This window comes from Simiaoa sunii (genome assembly GCF_014337175.1).
Taxonomy (GTDB): Bacteria; Bacillota; Clostridia; order Lachnospirales; family Lachnospiraceae; genus Acetatifactor; species Acetatifactor intestinalis.
The window spans coordinates 3246879-3265728 of sequence record NZ_CP060633.1 but is presented as its reverse complement, the minus strand read 5'-3'; the positions used below and the strand labels follow the sequence as shown (position 1 = coordinate 3265728).

General features: G+C 46.9%; 13 protein-coding genes, 1 other RNA gene and 1 riboswitch. Of the genes, 11 read left to right on the top strand and 3 right to left on the bottom strand.

The annotated features are described in order from the left end of the window. Positions 1-28 precede the first annotated feature (28 nt). Positions 29-197, bottom strand: an RNA gene (gene ffs, locus H9Q77_RS15150) — signal recognition particle sRNA large type. A 158-nt stretch (positions 198-355) separates the two neighbouring features. Between ffs and H9Q77_RS15145 the strand changes: the two genes are divergently transcribed. Beyond that, positions 356-1990 (top strand): glycosyltransferase family protein, encoded by a 1635-nt coding sequence (locus H9Q77_RS15145; RefSeq protein WP_249326070.1) that lies wholly within the window; start codon positions 356-358, stop codon positions 1988-1990. Here the strand turns inward: H9Q77_RS15145 and tadA are convergent. Then, on the bottom strand, positions 1973-2485 hold the full coding sequence (tadA, locus tag H9Q77_RS15140) for a tRNA adenosine(34) deaminase TadA (RefSeq protein ID WP_022153953.1): 513 nt from the start codon (positions 2483-2485) through the stop codon (positions 1973-1975). The genes H9Q77_RS15145 and tadA overlap by 18 nt on opposite strands. A gap of 226 nt (positions 2486-2711) precedes the next feature. Between tadA and H9Q77_RS15135 the strand changes: the two genes are divergently transcribed. From H9Q77_RS15135 to H9Q77_RS15090, 10 genes are all read left to right on the top strand, one after another. Then, on the top strand, positions 2712-3701 hold the full coding sequence (locus H9Q77_RS15135; RefSeq protein ID WP_249326068.1) for a LacI family DNA-binding transcriptional regulator: 990 nt from the start codon (positions 2712-2714) through the stop codon (positions 3699-3701). Between the two features lie 207 nt (positions 3702-3908). Beyond that, positions 3909-6179 carry a glycogen/starch/alpha-glucan phosphorylase gene (locus H9Q77_RS15130; RefSeq protein ID WP_118547818.1) on the top strand — a complete coding sequence of 757 codons (2271 nt, stop codon included), beginning with the start codon at positions 3909-3911 and terminating at the stop codon, positions 6177-6179. 1008 nt (positions 6180-7187) lie between these two features. Then, positions 7188-8591, top strand: a complete 1404-nt coding sequence (locus H9Q77_RS15125) for an ABC transporter substrate-binding protein (protein ID WP_249326067.1) — start codon at positions 7188-7190, stop codon at positions 8589-8591. A 107-nt stretch (positions 8592-8698) separates the two neighbouring features. Further along, entirely contained in the window at positions 8699-9541 is an 843-nt protein-coding gene (locus H9Q77_RS15120; RefSeq protein WP_118546498.1) for a carbohydrate ABC transporter permease, read from the top strand. Next, entirely contained in the window at positions 9541-10380 is an 840-nt protein-coding gene (locus H9Q77_RS15115) for a carbohydrate ABC transporter permease (protein ID WP_118546499.1), read from the top strand. The genes H9Q77_RS15120 and H9Q77_RS15115 overlap by 1 nt, the downstream gene beginning before the upstream one ends. Before the next feature lie 30 nt (positions 10381-10410). Beyond that, positions 10411-11904, top strand: coding sequence for a 4-alpha-glucanotransferase (gene malQ / locus H9Q77_RS15110; RefSeq protein WP_249326066.1), 1494 nt, complete (start codon positions 10411-10413; stop codon positions 11902-11904). A 29-nt stretch (positions 11905-11933) separates the two neighbouring features. After that, positions 11934-12968, top strand: a complete 1035-nt coding sequence (locus H9Q77_RS15105; RefSeq protein WP_249326065.1) for a LacI family DNA-binding transcriptional regulator — start codon at positions 11934-11936, stop codon at positions 12966-12968. Between the two features lie 42 nt (positions 12969-13010). Continuing rightward, complete coding sequence (locus H9Q77_RS15100) at positions 13011-13760, top strand: anaerobic ribonucleoside-triphosphate reductase activating protein (protein ID WP_249326063.1); 750 nt, start codon at positions 13011-13013, stop codon at positions 13758-13760. A gap of 50 nt (positions 13761-13810) precedes the next feature. Further along, entirely contained in the window at positions 13811-14728 is a 918-nt protein-coding gene (locus H9Q77_RS15095; protein WP_249326062.1) for a PdaC/SigV domain-containing protein, read from the top strand. A gap of 8 nt (positions 14729-14736) precedes the next feature. Next, a riboswitch (Fluoride riboswitch) is annotated at positions 14737-14824 on the top strand. A 68-nt stretch (positions 14825-14892) separates the two neighbouring features. After that, the gene (locus tag H9Q77_RS15090; protein ID WP_249326060.1) at positions 14893-16107 is read left to right on the top strand and encodes a cation:proton antiporter; all 1215 of its coding nucleotides are present in this window, start codon (positions 14893-14895) and stop codon (positions 16105-16107) included. Positions 16108-16180: 73 nt separating this feature from the next. On the opposite strand, the gene H9Q77_RS15085 is transcribed toward H9Q77_RS15090, so the two are convergent. Further along, a complete protein-coding gene (locus tag H9Q77_RS15085) occupies positions 16181-18616 on the bottom strand; it encodes a GH36-type glycosyl hydrolase domain-containing protein (RefSeq protein ID WP_249326059.1) in 2436 nt (811 codons plus the stop codon). Between the last annotated feature and the right edge of the window lie 234 nt (positions 18617-18850).

Here is an 18850-nt window from a genome sequence, read left to right as displayed (position 1 = left end):
TTCCTTCTTATTCATAGCTACAAATGTCAAAACCGCATACGCCGGACCATGACAGCAGCTCCACCCAGTTTCCTTACGGCACATGGAAGGTTCTACTTAGTGCTGCTTTGTTCCCAACCTGACACGGTTCGTAGATTTCCATTGCGTAAGACCGAGTTTCATCACCACTGCATGGCAACCCGACATATACGGCTTTTTAAGTGTATCTGTTTCCGGCGGCTTTGTCAAGCCTCTTTACCTTGAAGAATAGGTATGCGCGTGCTATAATCAACATAATGATGTGCGATAATCGGATAATTACAATAATAACAAGATAAAATGATAATACTCTGGGAGAAAAGGATATCGAAAGAAAATGAATACCAGGCAGTTACAGACAGATAAAAACCAAAAACTATATCATGCACTGCTCGGAATCTTATTGGTGTGCGCTCTGGCAATGATGATGCTTCTCAGCTATTGGGCCTGCAAATATTCCTATTACGGTGCGGTGGATGGCAGAACCAGAGGAGTGCTGGTCGGGGACAAGACCTGGGCTCATATCGCGGTTTTTTTGGCTGCATCGCTTTGTACCATGGGAATTGACAAAGTGTTGATGAAAAAAGACAAGTCCCAGCAGGAAAAGATCTGCCTGTGTACGTTAATTGTGACGAGCGTCATTGCGTTTATTCTGGGGGTATTCTATGTATGCAAGAATCCCTATTATCCCGTAGGAGACCAGATTAATACTACGGCGTTTGCTGCATATTGCAGAGATGGCAATTTCAGCATGCTGAGCATTGGCGGGTATGTGGGAATGTACCAGCAGCAGAAGGGATTGGCAATCCTCTATGAGATCCTGTTTACCTTGTTCGGCGACTTTAACTACAGACCGGCCAAGATCCTTCATGTCGTATGGTGGATACTTACGATACTGGCGGGCTATGGGTTTCTGAAGCTGAACACGGACAGACCGGTATTCCGGATGCTGTATTGTGTGATGATGCTGGGTTGTTTTCCTCTTTTATTTTATCTTCCTTATATCTATGGTGATGTGCTCAGCATCAGCTTCGGAATCATATTGTTTTATGGCGTGGCAGCCTATGAACATTCCGGGCAGAAGAGATATATTGCATTGGCATCCTTCGCAGCGGGTCTGGCGGTACTTGCCCGGAAAAATACATGGATCGTTCTCGTTGCCGTGGCAGTCTATGTTCTGCTGGTAAGTCTCAGAAAAAAGAAAGTACGATATCTTATGGCGGGAACAGCGATCCTTCTGACGGCAGCATTGTCTGTGAAGGCAGTAGATGTAATCTATGAAGTCCGGTCGGGATATCCCAGTGGAGTCGGTATTCCCAGTATTTTGTGGGTCGCTATGGGATTACAGGAGACGGAAGGCAGAGCGGGGGTCTATAACCGATATCAGCAGGCAACATTTACAGATTACGATTGCCAACAGGAACTTGCCGCGCAGCAGGGAAAAGAATATATCCGGGAACGGTTGGAAGAATTTTCACAGGATCCTGGAATGGCATTCAACTTTTTCAAAAATAAGGTGGAGGGCCAGTGGATAGAGCCGATGTATGCAGCGTTGGAAAGTACGGAAAGTTTTGAAGAAGGAGCGGAATTGTCTCCTGTTCTGGAGAGTCTGTATTACGGTGAACTGGGAAGAACTATATGGAAGCTTACAAATTATTACCAGAGTATCCTATATTTGGCTGGACTTATGGCATTGGTCATGCTGGGAATCTTGTGGTGGAAGAAAAAGGAGGTTCCGATATCACTGTGGCTACCCTGGATTGCTGTGTTCGGCGGATTTCTGTTCAGTATCCTGTGGGAAGCCAAGAGCAGATATGTATTCCCATATTGTGTATTTATGATCCTGTATGCACCAGAGGGATTGTATCAGACGGGACTTCTGCTCTGCAAGCTGCCGAAACTCAGAAAATTCAAAAAGAGCGGACATACACAGGATAAAGGAGAAGAAGCACCGTTACGAGAGACTGCTTAAGGACTTCCTGGCTTCCTTTTCCTGCTTGTTGCGGATGCGGAGTTCTTCGAAAAAGGTTTTCAGCATCTGACTGCATTCTGCTTCCAAAATGCCCCGGGTAACCTTCACTTGATGGTTAAACTGGGGCATTTCCAGTATATTCAGGATGGATCCGGCGCATCCGGCCTTGGGATTCATACAGCCCATGACGACTTCGGGGATCCGGGCCTGCACGATGGCACCGGCGCACATCTGGCAGGGCTCAAGTGTCACATAGAGGGTACACTCTTCCAAACGCCAGTCACCGATGACCTTGCTGGCTTTGTTGATCGCTGTGATCTCCGCATGCGCCAGCGTATTTTTATCTGTATTGCGGCGGTTGTAACCCCGGCCGATGATCTTTCCCTCGTGTACGATGACACAACCGATGGGAACTTCTCCCAGAGCGTAGGCTTTTTTTGCCTGTTTCAGGGCTTCTTTCATATATTTTTCTTCCACACTTTTGATGACTGCCATGATATGTGTTGCCTTTCCGGCGCTTTCGCTGTCCTATTTTAATCTGTTTTGGAAAACCTTTTCCAAAAATTCACGCCATATTTCGTAAATGCTGTACATTGACGAAACTTCCATTAACTTATAGTATAGAGAATATATGAGCAAACGTCAAATGGAACAAGACCGCATTCCGTCGCGGTAACGGAGAAAAACGGGCGCAGGGGTCTGCGGCCGGAACGGGGGATTTATGGTATCAATCAAGGAAGTGGCAAAACATGCCGGAGTGGCAATTTCAACAGTATCCAAGGTCTTAAATGGCTACCCGAATGTCAGTGAAGAGACGAAGAAAAAGGTACAGGACGCCATCAAGGAACTGAATTATATTCCGAATTCCATTGCTGCGGCGCTTTCCTCCAAGCAGTTTGGAAGAATTGCGCTGGTGCTGGATCCCAATAGACAGACCCAGGCCATTGACCAGATCTTCATGCAGTATCTGGTAGGGGCATTGGATAAGGCGAAAGAACTGAATGTGGAAGTCGTGACGATCTTTCCTTCTATGATCGCGGGAATGACAGCGGAAGAGATCACCAGATCTTTTCTGTCACAAAGTATCTCGGGCGTTGTGATCTATGGCATGTCCAAAGAAGATAAAGTGCTGCAGAAACTCATCCGGGAAAAGCAGTTCGCCTGTGTGGTAGTGGATGCACCGATTGTGAATGCCAGGACCACATACATCAGTATCGATCAGGAACAGGCCCAGTACGATGTGGCGAAAAAGACGGTGCTGGACGATAATTGCAAGCGTGTGTTGTACATCGCAGGCAGAAGAGACGGTTATGTCACGGAACAGAGATTAAAAGGCATGAGGCGCCTGGTGAAAGACTTGGATCTGACCATGATGGTGCGACAGGGAGATTTCAGTGAGCTGACAGCGAGAAACGTGGCACTGAAATACGCGAAAAATAAGGACGTGGTAGTCTGTGCCTCCGACCTGATGGCAATCGGCGCCATGAACGCCCTGATCGATATGGACATTTTCCGTCCGGTGTGCGGTTTCGATGGCATCACCCTGATGGGATATGTCGGTAAGCAGATGAATACTATCAGACAGGATTTCTACAGCATCTCCAGCAGAGCCGTGGAAGAAGTACATCAGCTGATGAACGGTGGCGAGGGACATCAGGTAGTCATGCCCCACAGTATTGTGAAAATGTACTATAAGGACATTATCTGTTAAGCTATTTTGCACAAAAATCCAGGAAAATCAAAGAAAGGGTTGCGGAAAACGTTTTCCTATGGTATCCTGTGTTTTGTAAGAGAGCAACAAAACTATTTTTCCTGAAAAACGGAGGAAATGGCATCCGCTGATTCAGGGAAAACCGCAACAGAGAGAATAGAAAAATAGTGCGCTTCCCTGGGGAAACGTGCGGAAATGGGGTTAAAGATGAATTTAGAGCAGACATTAAACGAGATCACCGGCAAAATGTATGGAAAAAATATCGGTGCCTGCACCGATGCACAGCTGTACACCGGAGTACTGCAGTTGACCAAAGAGAAGATGGCAGAGACTCCTGCAATCACCGGAGACAAGAAAGTATATTACATTTCCATGGAGTTCCTGATCGGTAAGCTGTTATCCAACAACCTGATCAACTTAGGCATCTATGAGGAGCTGAGCGATATCCTGAAGAAAAACGGCAAGAATCTGGCAGACATCGAAGAGGCAGAGCCGGAACCCTCTCTTGGTAACGGTGGACTTGGAAGACTGGCAGCATGTTTCCTGGATTCCATCGCTACTCTGGGACTTCCCGGAGACGGTATCGGTCTGAACTACCACTTCGGTCTGTTCAAGCAGGTATTCAAGGATCATCTCCAGAATGCTGAGAAGAACGACTGGATCCAGAAGGATTCCTGGCTGAACAACACCGGTACAAAATTCGAAGTAGCTTTCGGTGACCGCAAGGTGACTTCCGTATTGTATGATATTGACGTGGTAGGTTATGAGAACGGACTGAACAAGTTGCACTTATTTGATATTGAGACCGTGGATGAGAGCCTGGTAAAGAAAGGCATCACTTTCGATAAGGAAGCCATTGAGAAGAACCTGACTCTGTTCCTGTATCCGGATGATTCCGATGAGGCCGGTAACCTGTTACGTATCTATCAGGAGTACTTCATGGTATGCAACGGTGCCCAGCTGATCCTGAAGGAAGTAAAGGAAAAAGGCTATGATCTGCATACTCTGCCTGAACATGTGGCAATCCAGATCAACGATACCCATCCTACTATGGTTATCCCTGAGCTGATCCGTATCCTCACCACTGAGGAAGGCTTCACCATGGATGAAGCCATTGACGTCGTAAGTCGCACCTGCGCGTATACCAACCACACCATCCTGGCAGAAGCTCTGGAAAAGTGGCCTCTGGCTTATATTGAAAAGGTAGTTCCTCAGCTGGTTCCCATCATCAAGGAGCTGAGTAACCGTGTGGCAAAGAAATATAAGGACGAAAAAGTTCAGATCATCGATAAGGATAAGAGAGTGCACATGGCACACATCGACATCCATTACGGTTACAGCGTCAACGGTGTGGCAGCAATTCATACCGAGATTCTGAAGCAGAGCGAACTGAATCATTTTTACAAGATTTACCCTGAAAAGTTCAACAACAAGACTAACGGTATCACCTTCCGCAGATGGCTGCTGTCCTGTAACCATGAGCTGGCTGCGTTCCTGACCCAGACCATCGGCGACGGTTACAAGAAGGATGCCGAAGAATTACAGAAGCTGTTAGAGCATAAGGACGATCAGGCGGTACTGGATGCTATCTATGATATCAAGAAGACCAAGAAGACCGAGCTGGTATCCTATATCAAGGAGAAGGAAGGCGTGGAGCTGAATCCCGATTCCATTTTCGATATTCAGGTAAAGCGTCTGCACGAGTATAAGCGTCAGCAGATGAACGCACTGTATATCATTCACAAATATCTGGAGATCAAGGGCGGCAAGAAGCCTTCTACACCGTTGACCTTCATCTTTGGTGCAAAGGCTGCACCTGCGTATGTGATCGCTCAGGATATCATTCATCTCCTGCTGGTAATGTCCGACATTATCAATAACGATCCGGAAGTCAGCCCTTACATGAAGCTTGTTATGGTAGAGAACTACAACGTAAGCTACGCCGAGAAGCTGATCCCTGCCTGTGATATCTCCGAGCAGATCTCTCTGGCATCCAAGGAGGCATCCGGAACCGGTAACATGAAGTTCATGTTAAACGGTGCAGTAACACTTGGTACAAGTGACGGTGCAAACGTAGAGATCCATGAGCTGGTAGGCGATGATAATATCTACATCTTCGGTCAGGACAGCGACACTGTCATCAAGCACTACGAGAAGGCAGACTATGTCTCCAAGGATTACTACAAGAAGAGCCCTGTGATCAAAGAGGCTGTAGACTTTATTGTCAGCAAAGAAGTGCTCAAAGTGGGTAAAAAGGAGAACCTGGAGCGTCTGTACAACGAGCTGCTGAACAAAGACTGGTTCATGACCCTGCTTGACTTAGAAGATTACATCAAGGTAAAGGATCAGGCATTCGCCGATTATGAGGATCAGCAGAAGTGGAAGAAGATGATGCTGGTGAACATCGCCAAGGCCGGATTCTTCTCCTCCGACAGAACCATCGCAGAGTACAACAGAGATATCTGGAAATTGAAATAATAGACATACAGCCCCGGTGTGAATGCACCGGGGTTTCATGATAAATTGAGAGTTTACGCGAGCAATGAGCCGCGCATAGGCATAGTGAGGACAGCGATGGGCGCTTGCGCACAAATCGCTGTCTTTACTTATGCCGTGATGCGGCGAACGCCGCGATATGAAATAAGATTGGCAGCGCCTTTTGCTGACAATCTTATGAATAGCGTGGCTCATTGCGGATGCCATCTGCCACCCGGGGAGATCTGTTTGTATTAAAAACACCATTTTTTGCTAAAAAAATACAAAAACATGAGATTTTGCCATGTAAAAAGCTGTTATTTTCGCTGAGCGTGCAAAATGAAGAAATTCCGTACAAAAATTCCTGATTCAGAAGTTTTTTTGTACGGATTTTGCTATTTTGATGCGATTTTCACCAAAGCAATAGAAAGAGGGTTACGGGGCTGTTTCGCTAACTCCCTGCTTAGTAGGGCAAGCATATTGCTGCCCTGAAAGTGCTTTTAGAAATCCAAGCAGTATTTTTATTGAAGAATTCATGAAAACGTTCTGACAATTACCGCTTCGGCATAGGATGCTTCCATTCCGGCAGTAAATATCAGTCACTATAAAAGAAAATCACTTCAAACTTACTACTTCTACAGCACAAAATAGATTTTAGGCGGTAAAATCGGAACATCAAAACAAAAATACCACCCAGGAAGACAACAAAGTCATCCGGGTGGTATTTCACTAACTCTCAAGTTACAGAACAATTAAAATTATCCATAAGCATTTTGCGCACTTCATTCCGTGGTGAAAATGCACAAAAACAATGTCACAGATTTGATGACAATATACAAACTTCCGATAAATTGCAGGAAATCTCTTGCAACTGATTCGTGAATGTGCTATCTTCTAATTACAGCAACGGAAACGTTACCGGTAACAATACCGATACCGATTCCGAAACAGTAACGGGGATATACAAAAATTATGAAGTCACCCGTACAAACATAAAGGAGAGGTAAGATTATGAAGAAGAAATTGGCAAGCGTATTACTTTGTGCAGTAATGGCAGCTTCCATGCTGACCGGTTGTGGAAACTCCGGTGATGCAGCAGCTACCACCCCTGCTACCGACAGCAAGACAGATGCAGCAACCACCGAAGCTGTTGAAACGACAGCAGTCGCAGACGGATCTGTATACTACCTGAACTTCAAACCTGAAGTTGACGAAGTATGGCAGAAGCTGGCTAAGGAATATACCGAGGAGACCGGTGTTCCTGTAAAGGTTGTAACCGCAGCAAGTGGTACTTATGAGCAGACCCTGATGTCTGAGATCGCTAACAAGGAAGCACCTACCCTGTTCCAGATCAACGGACCTATCGGTTATCAGAACTGGAAAGATTACTGTGCAGACTTAAAGGATACAGACCTGTACAGCTGGTTAATGGATAAGAGCCTGGCAATCACCGGCGAAGACGGTGGTGTATACGGAATCCCTTACGTAGTAGAGGGTTATGGTATCATTTATAACGACGCTATCATGCAGAAGTACTTCGCACTGGATGGCGCTAAGGCAGCAAGCATGGATGAGATCAACAACTTCGCTAAGTTAAAAGAGGTTGTAGAAGATATGCAGGCTAAGAAAGATGAGCTGGGCATTGAAGGCGTATTCGCTTCCACATCCCTGACTCCCGGTGAAGACTGGAGATGGCAGACTCATCTGGCTAACATCCCTGTATACTACGAGTTCAAGGACAAGGGTATCACCGATACCGATAACCTGGAGTTTACTTACTCCGATAACTTCAAGAACATTTTCGATCTGTACATCAACAACTCCTGCACAGCACCCGGCCTGCTGGGAAGCAAGTCTGTAGACGACTCCATGGCTGAATTCGCTCTGGGTCAGGCAGCAATGGTACAGAACGGTAACTGGGGTTGGAGCCAGATCAATGGCGTAGACGGTAACACCGTTAAGGCTGAGGATGTTAAGTTCCTTCCTATCTATACCGGAGTTGAAGGTGAAGAGAATCAGGGACTGTGCACCGGTACTGAGAACTTCTTCTGCATCAACAAGGAAGCTTCTGCTGAGGATCAGGCAGCATCTATCGCATTCGTTGAATGGCTGTTCTCTTCTGAGACCGGTAAGGCAGCAGTAACCAACGACCTTGGATTCATCGCTCCTTTCGATACCTTTAGCGATGACGAAAAGCCCACCGATCCTCTGGCACAGGAAGTTCTTCGTTACATGGCAGATAGCTCCAAGACATCTGTAGCATGGAACTTCACTTCCTTCCCTAGCCAGCAGTTCAAGGATGACTTCGGCGCAGCTCTTCTGGAGTACGCTTCCGGTTCCATCGACTGGGATACTGTAAAGACAACCGTAGTTGAAAGATGGGCAGCTGAAAAGGCCGCAACCGCAGCTAACTAAGCTCCATCGACAAAAAGACAATAACTTAATCCATCTTATATAACTTCAGACACAGGGGGCGGTGGTGGTACCACGGCCCCTGTGTTTGTAAAAAAGGAGACAGGCTTATGCAAAAGACATTAAAAAGATATTTTCCCATTTTTGTACTGCCTACCCTGATCGCGTTTTCCTTTGCTTTTATCATACCGTTTGTCATGGGCGTATATCTGTCCTTTTGCAAATTTAAGACAATTACAAACGCGCAATTTGTAGGCTTAGATAATTACATTAAAATTTTTGCGGACAAAGATTTTGTCAACGCATTTGGATTTACTCTAAAATTCTCCGTAGTGTCCATTGTCACCATTAATGTGTTTGCCTTCATTTTGGCACTGGCATTGACGAGAAAGATCAAAGGAACCAATCTGTTCCGTACAGTATTTTTCATGCCGAACCTGATCGGCGGTATCATTTTGGGATATATCTGGCAGCAGATGATCAACGCAGTATTGTTAAAATACGAGACAACACTGGTAGCGAATCCGACCTATGGATTCTGGGGTCTGATCATTCTGATGAACTGGCAGATGATCGGTTATATGATGATCATTTATGTAGCCGGACTGCAGAATGTACCTACGGATCTGATCGAAGCAGCAGAGATCGATGGAGCTACTTCGTTACAGACATTATTCAAAGTGAAAATTCCGATGGTTATGCCATCTATTACCATATGTTTGTTCCTCACCGTGTCCAACAGCTTTAAGCTGTTCGACCAGAACCTTGCATTGACGGCTGGAGCACCCAGCAAAAAGACAGCTATGCTGGCTCTGGATATCTACAATACCTTCTATGGCAGAAGCGGATTTGAAGGTGTTGGTCAGGCCAAAGCAGTGCTGTTCTTCATTGTAGTGGCAGTCATTGCCCTGGGACAGCTGGTACTTACCAGACGTAAGGAGGTAGAGCAGTAATGACTAAGAAAAAAACTTCCAATGTAATCATTTTTTGTATCCTGTGTGTGCTGGTAGTTGCATTTTTGACACCTATTTTCTTCGTGCTGATCAACTCCTTTAAGGGAAAACTGTTCATCAGTAACAATCCTTTCGCACTGCCTACCGCAGAGACTTTTGCAGGGCTTACCAACTATGTGAACGGTATTGAAAAAACAGGTTTCTTCACAGCCTTCGGATGGTCTGCTTTTATCACGGTATTTTCTGTGGCAGCGATCATTCTGTTTACTTCCATGACCGCTTATTACCTGACCAGAGTAAAAACCGGTGTGACCAACGTATTGTATTATATGTTTGTATTTTCCATGATCGTACCTTTCCAGATGGTTATGTTCACGATGTCTAAGCTGGCGAATATGACTCACTTAAATAACCCTCCCGGAATGGTGCTTCTGTATCTGGGCTTCGGATCTGGTCTGTCCGTATTTATGTTCTGCGGATTTATCAAATCTATTCCGTTAGACATCGAAGAGGCAGCCATGATCGACGGCTGTAATCCGCTGCAGACTTTCTTCGGCGTCGTAATGCCGATCCTGAAGCCGACTGCTATTACAGTAGCGATTCTGAACGCTATGTGGATCTGGAACGACTATTTGCTGCCCTATCTGGTAATTGGTCTGAGTACTAATTATAAAACCATCCCGGTTGTAGTACAATATCTGGTAGGCTCTTACGGGGCAAAGGATCTGGGTGCCATGATGGCACTGTTGGTATTGTCTGTTATCCCTATCATCGTCTTCTATCTGACCTGTCAGAAGTACATCATCGAAGGCGTGGTAGCCGGAGCAGTTAAGGGTTAAACGAAAAAGTTACAACGGGAGATTTATGTTATGAGAAAAAGTGGAATCTTGCTGCCGGTGAGCAGTCTGCCTTCCAAATACGGAATCGGCTGCTTTTCCAAAGAAGCATATAAATTTATTGACAGATTAAAAGAAGCCGGTCAGGCATACTGGCAGATCCTGCCGTTAGGTCCGACCAGCTATGGAGATTCTCCTTACCAGTCCTTCTCCACCTTTGCAGGGAATCCTTATTTCATCGATCCTGAGGATCTGGTGGCGAGAGGCTATGTGACCGCTGAGCAGTGCAATGCTTATGATTTCGGTACCGACATTCATTCCGTGGACTACGGTAAAATCTACAAGAGTCGCTTCCGCCTGCTAAAAGAAGCGTTTGATAATAGTCATATTGAAGAAGATGCAAGATTTCAGGAGTTTGTACAGAAGAATGCATACTGGCTGGAGGATTATGCATTATATATGGCAGTCAAGGATGGCTTCCGTGGTATCTGTTGGGCAGCCTGGGAGGATGATATCAAACTGAGAACTCCTGCGGCTATGGACAAATATCGCAGAAAATATGCGAGAGAGATCGCTTTTTACCAGTTCCAGCAGTATCTGTTCCAGGTACAGTGGGAGAAACTAAAGACCTATGCCAACGATAACGGCATCAAGATTATCGGGGATATTCCAATTTATGTGGCATTTGACAGCTCAGATGCCTGGGCGAATCCGGAGCTGTTCCAGTTTGACGAGGATTGTGAGCCGGTAGCAGTAGCGGGATGCCCTCCCGATGCATTTTCTGCCACCGGACAGCTGTGGGGTAATCCTCTGTATAACTGGGAACATCACAAAGAGACCGGTTATGCCTGGTGGATGCAGCGGCTGGCAGCCTGCTTTGAGCGCTATGATGTGGTACGTATCGATCATTTCCGTGGATTCGATGCTTATTATGCGATTCCTTATGGGGAACCCACTGCGGAGCACGGTCACTGGGAACAGGGTCCGGGATACGATATTTTCCGTGCCATGAAGGAAAAATTGGGAGAAAAAGAAGTGATTGCAGAAGACCTTGGCTTTTTAACACCATCTGTGATAGAATTAGTGAAGAAATCCGGTTATCCAGGTATGAAAATTTTGCAGTTTGCTTTTGATTCCCGTGAGGAAAGTGATTATTTGCCGCATAATTATATACATAATTGCGTGGTATATACAGGAACTCATGATAATGATACTGTGATGGGGTGGTATGACACCTTGAAGGGAGCTGACAAAAAGCTCTGTGACGACTATCTGCGTCTGAAAAATGCGGACGGAGAGCCGATTCCCAGAGAGCAGATTCCCTGGGAATTCGTGCGTGCCGCAATGTCCAGCGTAGCGGATATGGCGATCATTCCCATGCAGGATTATCTCGGACTGGGATCGGAGGCCCGCATCAACATTCCTTCCACGCTTGGCATCAACTGGATGTGGAGAATGGGGAACGGAGATTTTACAAAGGAGCTTGCAGGGCGGATCCGCAGCATGACGAAGCTGTACGGCAGATAAGTCTGTAGGCTTAGAAAGGGTTGCATTCCATGGAGGAAATCACGATCAGAGACATTGCCAGAATCTGCGGTGTCGGCGTCAGCACGGTATCCCGTGCCATAAATAACCACCCGGACATCAATCCTGAGACCAAGGAAACGATCATGCGGGTGATCAAAGAGAATAACTACGTACCCAACAACAGTGCCAGAAACCTGAAGCGTCAGGATGCCAAGGCAATTGCAGTACTGGTCAAAGGTATTAATAACTCTTTCTTCAGCCAGATGATCAAGGTATTGGAAGAAGAGATCAAGGAAAAGTCCTACTCCATGGTTTTGCAGCATGTCGATTATGACGATGATGAAGTGGAGGTGGCGCTGAAGCTTGTAAAGGAAAAAAGGCTTCGGGGCATTATTTTTCTCGGTGGTTATCTGGTTCACAGCGAGGAAAAACTGGCACAGCTTCATGTACCATTTATCTTGAGCACTACCGGAATGCTGCCAAAGGGATTCAGCCGTAATACCTATTCTTCCGTGACCGTGGATGATACCAAAGAAAGTTACAAGATGGTGGACTATCTGTGTAAGAATGGGCATAAGGATATTGCGATCGTCTGTGCCCGCAAAACGGATGCTTCCATCGGTAAACTGCGTCTGGAAGGCTATAAAAAGGCGTTGAAGGATAACGGAATAGAAGTAAGGGAAGAACTGATCCTGCCCATGAGGAGTGACCTTGAGGATTACTCCCTGGAGAATGGCTACATGGTGACGAAGGAATTCCTGGAGAAGCAGATTCCGTGCACGGCGATCTTCGCAATCTCCGATATGCTGGCAATCGGTGCTGGAAAAGCATTGTCTGATGCCGGATACAGGGTACCGGAAGATATTTCCCTGACGGGCTTTGATGGTGTGGAAATCGGGAAATATGTTATCCCGTCATTGACGACTTTAAAGCAGCCGATAGACAGCATGGCGAGAGAGACTGCCCGGATTCTGTTTGACATTATCGGAAAAAAAGCGAAACACCAGCACTGCGTATTCGACGGAGAACTGGTGGTCCGGGATTCTACGATGTCGAGGACGTAAGAAAGAGTCATACAGTCCCTGTGGGGACGAAGGGAATACTGTATGGAAATACATGGTTTTAACAAGACAACTTTATTAGATTATCCGGAACATATTGCAGCCACTGTTTTTACAGGAGGCTGCAATTTTCGCTGTCCGTTTTGCCACAATGGGGAACTGGTACTGGATCCTGCGAGACAGCCCTCCGTCGCGGAAGAGGAAGTGCTGTACTACCTGAAGAAAAGGCAGGGAATCCTCCAGGGCGTCTGCGTCACCGGCGGAGAGCCGACTCTGCAGCGGGACCTTCGGGCGTTCCTGCAAAAGATCAAGGAGCTGGAGTATCCCATCAAGCTGGATACCAACGGGTATATGCCCGGAGTATTGTGGGAATTGTTACAGGAGCACCTGATCGATTATGTGGCGATGGATATTAAGGCTTCCAGGGATAATTATGCCCGGGCGGCGGGACTGCCACATATGGATATCTCCCGCATTGAGGAGAGTATCGGTATCCTGAAAAGCAGCGGAATTCCCTATGAATTCCGAACTACTGTGGTAAAGGGGATTCATACCGTGGGAGAATTTAAGGAGATCGGCAGATGGATCGAAGGGTGTCCTGCATACTACTTGCAGAGTTATCAGGAGAATGATAACTGCCTGTACCGGATGATACAGACAGCAGAAAGCAATGCTGTTAAGCCGGGCGGTGCGGAAGTGTTCGGCGCTTTCTCACGGGAGGAACTGGAACAGATGGCAGAACTCGTCCGGAAATATGTGGGGAAAGTTGTGTTGCGGGGCGTGGTCGGGACATGATGCAATTATGATGCAGTGGTTGTATATACTGGCATTAGGAGGTAAATAAAATGAAAAAGAAATTATTGGCTACAATACTTACAGGACTGCTGCTTGCGTTTACTGCATGCGGAAGTCTGGAATCCCCAGTGATCCCGGAGGTGACCGGCACCGCAATTGAGAATACGCAGGAAAGCGTACTGGAGAATGCAGAAACGGAGACTGCATCGCAGCAGGAGATGCAGACCGAGACTGCGACAACCGGCAAAGTGGAGATTACCACAGAGGATTTTGAAGGCAGCAGTGATCCGGAAAATGCGGAACGAAAATACACCTATACCTATCAGGTGCCGAAGATCACGATAGAAGGTAATGAAGAAGCGCAGGACAAGATCCAAAAGGATTTGAACGCGTATGTGGAAACTTTTTTGGATAGTATCAACAATAGTGATTTCGGTACAGTTTATGAGGGCGAGATGTCGGGAATGACTAGCTATGAAGAACTTTCATTTCAGGTAATCCGTGCAGATGACAAGGTGATCAGCGTGGTATGGGGCAATGAGGGCTATAATCAGGGAGCACATGGCTGGTACATACAGGATTACAGAAACTATTATACGCAGACAGGAGAAAAAATTACCTTTGACAGTCTCGGAAACGGCTTCCGTGACAAAGCACTGGAACTGGTGACGAAAAAAGCTGCCGAGATGCAGGCGACGGATGACTGCTTCTTCCCTGATTATGAGAAGAGTATTAAACTGGTAGTGTTAGATGGTACGGAAAATATGGATACTATCTATCAGGAAATCTATGGAGCGGACATCGCAGGTACCGGCAATGGACCGGCAAGCCCGACTTTCAGCATTACGGGAGATGGATTCGTCTTTGAATCCGGGCAGTATGTACTGCAGCCGTATGCAGCGGGAATTGTTGATTTCGAGATTCCAGCAGAGGATTTCGGGGATGCGTTGACGGTGGATATTTTCTAGTATATAATAAAAACATCGGGAATGAGGTTCTCCCAGAAACTTAGGTTTCGAACCGCCGAAATAGGATTTTATTTGGCTGATGACTTCTGCAGAATATGCAGGGGACACCAGCCTTTTTGTTGGAATCCAAAACGTCCTGCCGCGAGAAAATGGAGGAAATTTTTATGCTTACATCACTGGGACTGATTTTTTTGCTGGGACTTCTTATGGCAGCAATCTGCCAGAAGATTCACCTGCCACGCATTATCGGAATGCTGTTTACCGGAATTATTCTGGGACCATATGTGCTGAACCTGTTGGATGTATCGATTCTGAATATTTCATCACAGCTACGACAGATCGCGCTGATCATTATACTTCTCAAGGCCGGATTATCTCTGGATCTGAAGGATCTGAAAAAAGTAGGACGTTCCGCAGTCATGCTGTCCTGCGTTCCCGCTACTTGTGAATTGCTTGCTTTTGTAATATTTGCCCCCATGATCCTGAATATCAACAGAGTCGATGCGGCGGTCATGGGTGCGGTACTGGCAGCAGTGTCACCTGCTGTGGTGGTGCCGAGGATGGTGCACCTTATGGAGAACGGCTATGGCACGGAGAAAAGTATTCCGCAGATGATCCTGGCAGGAGCTTCCTGCGATGACATTTATGTCATAGTGCTGTTTTCCACTTTTGTTGGAATGGCGCAGGGCGGACATGTAAATGCACTGGATTTTGCAAATATTCCGGTGTCAATTCTGACCGGTGTGTTGGTCGGTGCGTTGGTGGGATGGCTGCTGGGACAGCTTTTTGAACTGTTATATCGGAAGGGCAGTTACGTGCGCAACAGCATGAAAGTCATTATTATTATGGGATTATCCTTCCTGTTAATGGCACTGGAGACGATGTTAAAGGGAAAGGTTGCTTTTTCCGGATTGCTAGCAGTGGTGAGCATGGCATGTGCACTGAAGATGCGGACACCTAAGGAAGTCACGGGCAGGTTGTCTGTCAAGTTCGGCAAGCTGTGGCTGGCAGCGGAGGTAGTACTGTTTGTACTCGTAGGCGCTGCGGTGGACATCCGCTATACCATGGAAGCCGGTCTTGCAGCAGTGGGCATGATTCTGCTGGCACTGGTGTTCCGTTCCGTTGGTGTGGCGTTGTGTCTGCTGGGAACGGAACTAGGTAAAAAGGAGCGCCTGTTCTGTATGATCGCCTATCTGCCGAAAGCTACCGTACAGGCAGCCATCGGCTCCGTGCCGTTAGCGATGGGATTAGCCTGTGGTAAGATCGTCCTTTCGGTGGCAGTGCTGGCAATTCTCATTACAGCACCACTTGGGGCATTGGGAATGGATGCCACGTACCGGAAACTGCTTCAGAAAAATGGAGAAAATAATATCATTTGACAGAAAAATCCCCCGGCAATTATAGTTGCCGGAGGATTTTTAAGGAGGATAGAAATTGTTTAAACTATGTTCTTTAGCCCATGGTAATAACTACGTTGTACTCTTCCTTGCCCTTTTCGTAAGGGATGATGTGTCCGTCAACAGCCTTGCCATCTACGGTCATGGATACCACACCCTTCTCCACATTCTGAGGATTCTTCACCTGAATGTGATAGGTGCCCTCACGGAACTTACGGGTGATGGAGAAATCACCGAAGCCCTTAGGAATACAAGGATCTACGGATAATCCCTGATGGGTAGGATATACACCAAGGATGTACTGGGAGATATTTACGAAAGTCCATGCCGCGGTACCGGTCAGCCAGCTGTTTTTCGCTTCGCCGTAGAATTTTGCATCCTTACCGGCTACCATCTGGGAGTATACATAAGGCTCGGTACGATGGATCTCGCTGATATCCTCGATGTATGCGGGACAGGTCTTACGGTAGATTTCGAAGGCTCTGTCACCTCTGCCCAGAACGGTCTCTGCGATGGATACCCAGGGATTGTTGTGGCAGAAGATACCGGCATTCTCCTTGTATCCGGGGGGATAAGAGGATACTTCACCAAGTTCGAGGTGATACTCCGTGTATGCAGGTTGTAAGATCATGACACCATACTTGGTATCCAGTCTTTCTTTTACGGAATTCAGTGCCTTCTCGGCAAGCCCTTCCTTTACACCGACACCGGCGAGTACACAGAAGCCCTGAGGCTCGATGTAGATCTGACCTTCGCGGCATTCCTTGGAACCTACCTTGTGACTGTAAGCATCGTAAGCACGAACGAACCAGTCGCCGTCCCAGCCATCCTTCAGGATCGCATCGTACATTGCCTGTACTTCCTTGCGTGCGCGGGCAGCTTCATCAGCATCACCCATCAGCTCGCACAGCTGGGCATATTCTTCACCGTATTTTACGAACATACCGGCAATGAATACGGATTCTGCCACGGGTCCTTCACTGGGACCGAAGGTTTGGAAGGATTCTCCGGGATGAGCGGAGAAGCAGTTCAGGTTCAGACAGTCATTCCAGTCGGCGCGGCCGATCAGAGGCAGATTGTGAGGACCTTTGTGGTTGATGATATAGTCTAAGGAGCGCTTTAAGTGATCCATCAGAGGAGCAGCTACGCTCATATCGTTGTCAAAAGGAACCATCTGGGTCAGGATGGAGGTATCACCGGTCTCTCTTACGTAAGCACTGGTACCTGCAATGAGCCACAGAGGATCATCATTGAAGCCGCTGCCGATATCGGAGTTGCCCTTCTTGGTCAGAGGCTGGTACTGATGGTAAGCGCTGCCGTCCTGGAACTGGGTGGAAGCGATATCGATGATACGCTCTCTTGCACGATCCGGGATCAGATGTACGAAGCCGAGCAGATCCTGGCAGGAATCACGGAAGCCCATGCCACGACCGATTCCAGACTCATAATAAGAAGCGGAACGGGACATGTTGAAGGTTACCATGCACTGATACTGGTTCCAGGTGTTGACCATACGGTTTACTTTTTCGTCAGCAGAATCTACCGTGTAACGGGCAAGTAACTGCTTCCAGTAAGCCTGCAGCGCTGCGAAAGCTTCTTCTACCTGGGCGTCGGTCTGGTATTTTGCCAGCATTTCCTTCGCGCGGGTCTTGTTGATCACACCGTAGGACTCCCACTTCTCGTCTTCGGGATTCTCGATATAGCCCAGTACGAAGATGAAAGTCTTGGTCTCGCCGGCTGCCAGATCCACATTGATCTGATGAGAAGCAATGGGAGACCAGCCGCTTGCCATGGAGTTTGTGCACTTGCCGTTCTCAACCGCTTCGGGAGAATCCGCACCTCTGTACGCACCCAGAAAAGCATCTCTGCTGGTATCGAAACCATCAATCTTCGTATTTACAGAATAAATTGCGTAATGATTACGGCGTTCGCGGTACTCGGTCTTGTGGTAAATAGTCGAATCCTGTACCTCCACTTCGCCGGTGCTTAAGTTACGCTGGAAGTTCTTCATATCATCATCGGCATTCCACAGACACCATTCTACATAAGAGAATACGGACAGCTTCTTGTCCTCGGAGCTTCCGTTGGTCAGAGTCAGCTGAGAGATCTCACAGTTATCATTCAGAGGAACGAAGGAGAGCACGGAAGCCTTAACACCGTTCTTGGAAGAGGTGAAACGGCTGTAACCGATACCGTGACGGCACTCGTAAGAATCCAGCTCGGTCTTCGTAGGCTGCCAGCCGGGATTCCATACGGTATCTCCATCCTTAATATACAGATATTTGCCGTTGATGTCTGCCGGTACATTATTGTAACGATAACGGGTCAGACGCAGCAGTTTGGCATCCTTATAGAAGGTATATCCGCCGCAGGTGTTGGATATCAGACTGAAAAACTCGTTGCATCCCAGATAGTTGATCCAGGGAAGCGGAGTCTTGGGAGTAGTGATGACATATTCTTGATGCACATCATCAAAATGACCATACTTCATAAGAAAATCTCCTTCTTTCATGTTGTTGTATGTTGAGTGTTTGCTTTTTCGCTGCGGACTGCTTAATGTTCAGTAAACGATTAAGTAATCCGGAATTCTGATTTGTATTATACAGAAGCAGTGCTGAAAATGCAATACGAATCTTGAAAAAGCCTGTAAAATGCGCAATATATACAAATACGCAAGAAAAACATGGACAGAAGATACAAAACAAAACGGATCTTGAAAAAAGCA

Bases quoted from the DNA above. Each gene is read 5' to 3' on its own strand.
- H9Q77_RS15085 (WP_249326059.1), bottom strand. From the start codon at position 18,616: ATGAAGTATGGTCATTTTGATGATGTGCATCAAGAATATGTCATCACT.
- H9Q77_RS15090 (WP_249326060.1), top strand. From the start codon at position 14,893: ATGCTTACATCACTGGGACTGATTTTTTTGCTGGGACTTCTTATGGCA.
- H9Q77_RS15135 (WP_249326068.1), top strand. From the start codon at position 2,712: ATGGTATCAATCAAGGAAGTGGCAAAACATGCCGGAGTGGCAATTTCA.
- H9Q77_RS15105 (WP_249326065.1), top strand. From the start codon at position 11,934: ATGGAGGAAATCACGATCAGAGACATTGCCAGAATCTGCGGTGTCGGC.
- malQ (WP_249326066.1), top strand. From the start codon at position 10,411: ATGAGAAAAAGTGGAATCTTGCTGCCGGTGAGCAGTCTGCCTTCCAAA.
- H9Q77_RS15115 (WP_118546499.1), top strand. From the start codon at position 9,541: ATGACTAAGAAAAAAACTTCCAATGTAATCATTTTTTGTATCCTGTGT.
- H9Q77_RS15100 (WP_249326063.1), top strand. From the start codon at position 13,011: ATGGAAATACATGGTTTTAACAAGACAACTTTATTAGATTATCCGGAA.
- H9Q77_RS15145 (WP_249326070.1), top strand. From the start codon at position 356: ATGAATACCAGGCAGTTACAGACAGATAAAAACCAAAAACTATATCAT.
- H9Q77_RS15095 (WP_249326062.1), top strand. From the start codon at position 13,811: ATGAAAAAGAAATTATTGGCTACAATACTTACAGGACTGCTGCTTGCG.
- H9Q77_RS15120 (WP_118546498.1), top strand. From the start codon at position 8,699: ATGCAAAAGACATTAAAAAGATATTTTCCCATTTTTGTACTGCCTACC.
- tadA (WP_022153953.1), bottom strand. From the start codon at position 2,485: ATGGCAGTCATCAAAAGTGTGGAAGAAAAATATATGAAAGAAGCCCTG.
- H9Q77_RS15130 (WP_118547818.1), top strand. From the start codon at position 3,909: ATGAATTTAGAGCAGACATTAAACGAGATCACCGGCAAAATGTATGGA.
- H9Q77_RS15125 (WP_249326067.1), top strand. From the start codon at position 7,188: ATGAAGAAGAAATTGGCAAGCGTATTACTTTGTGCAGTAATGGCAGCT.